Source organism: Clostridium acidisoli DSM 12555 (assembly GCF_900176305.1).
In the GTDB taxonomy this organism is placed as follows: Bacteria; Bacillota; Clostridia; order Clostridiales; family Clostridiaceae; genus Clostridium_I; species Clostridium_I acidisoli.
In genome coordinates this window covers 1-1,341 of the sequence record NZ_FWXH01000061.1, presented here as the reverse complement: position 1 = coordinate 1,341, position 1,341 = coordinate 1, and the positions used below count along the sequence as shown (strand labels likewise).

Annotated in this window: 1 protein-coding gene; it reads left to right on the top strand. The window is 30.9% G+C overall.

Annotated elements, in window-relative coordinates; translation table 11 throughout:
• Positions 1-1,341, top strand: a 1,341-nt coding sequence (locus B8978_RS19345; protein WP_242950605.1) for a condensation domain-containing protein, incomplete at both ends; no start/stop codon positions are given.

Genomic DNA, 1,341 nt, shown 5'->3' with positions numbered 1-1,341 from the left:
AGAGCCACAAGGTAAAATTGATACAGGAGCAGAATATGAGGCTCCAAGAAATGAAATAGAACAAAAGCTTGTACAAATATGGGAAGACGTATTGGATATAGACAATATAGGAATAAACGATGACTTTTTCAGTTTAGGTGGAGATTCCATAAAATCAATACAGGTAATATCAAGAGCTAAAGCAAAGGGATATTATTTTGAAGTTAAGGATATATTCAACAATTCAAATATAAAAGCTTTAAGTAAGTGCATAAAGAAAAATGCTTTAACAATAAGCCAAGATGAAGTAGTTGGAGAAGTAGAATTAACGCCTATACAAAAGTGGTTCTTTGAAAGGAATTTTGAGGAAAAACAGCATTGGAATCAATCGGTAATGCTGTTTAGTAAAGATGGGTTTGAAAAAGAAGCATTTGAAAAAGCATTTGAAGCTATAATTATTCACCACGATGCTTTAAGAATGGTGTATAAGAATGAAAATGGTGAAATACATCAAATTAATAGAGGTACAAGTGAAAAGTTATATGACTTAAATGTATATGAAGGTTTAAGTGAGAAAGAAATAACAGAAAAGTGTGATGAAATTCAAGGTAGTATTAATTTAGAGGAGGGACCTCTTGTTAAATTAAGTTTATTTAAAACCCATAAAGGAGATCATTTACTAATAGCAATACACCATCTAGTTATAGACGGGGTTTCATGGAGAATATTATTTGAAGATTTATCAAAGGCATATGAAATGGCTAAAGATGGAGAAGACATAATACTTCAAGATAAAACAACATCCTTTAAAGAGTGGGCAGTAGAGCAGAAGAAATATGCTGACAGCTACAATATGAGAAAACAGCTAGAATACTGGAGCTATATAGATAAGTTTGACGTAAGGAAACTTCCAAAGGACAAAGAGGTAGCTGTAGCTAGGATTAAAGATTTAAGAAGTGTAGGATTTAACCTTACAAAAGAGGAAACAGAAAAATTATTAAAACATGTAAATAAGGCATATAACACAGAAATAGAGGATGTGCTATTAACAGCTTTAGGATTAACAATAAGTAAATGGACAGGCGAGAAAAATATATTAGTCAACTTGGAATCTCATGGTAGAGAAGAGATTGTAAAAAATGTGGATATAACAAGAACAATAGGATGGTTTACTTCGCAATATCCAATAGTTTTAAGCAGTAGTAATGAAGAATTAGGAATGATGATAAAGAATACAAAAGATTCTTTAAGAAGGATACCTAATAAAGGAATTGGCTATGGCATAATTAAATATCTTTCTAAGGATAAGATGGAATTTAAGTTAAAACCAGAAATATGCTTTAACTATTTGGGACAGTTTGA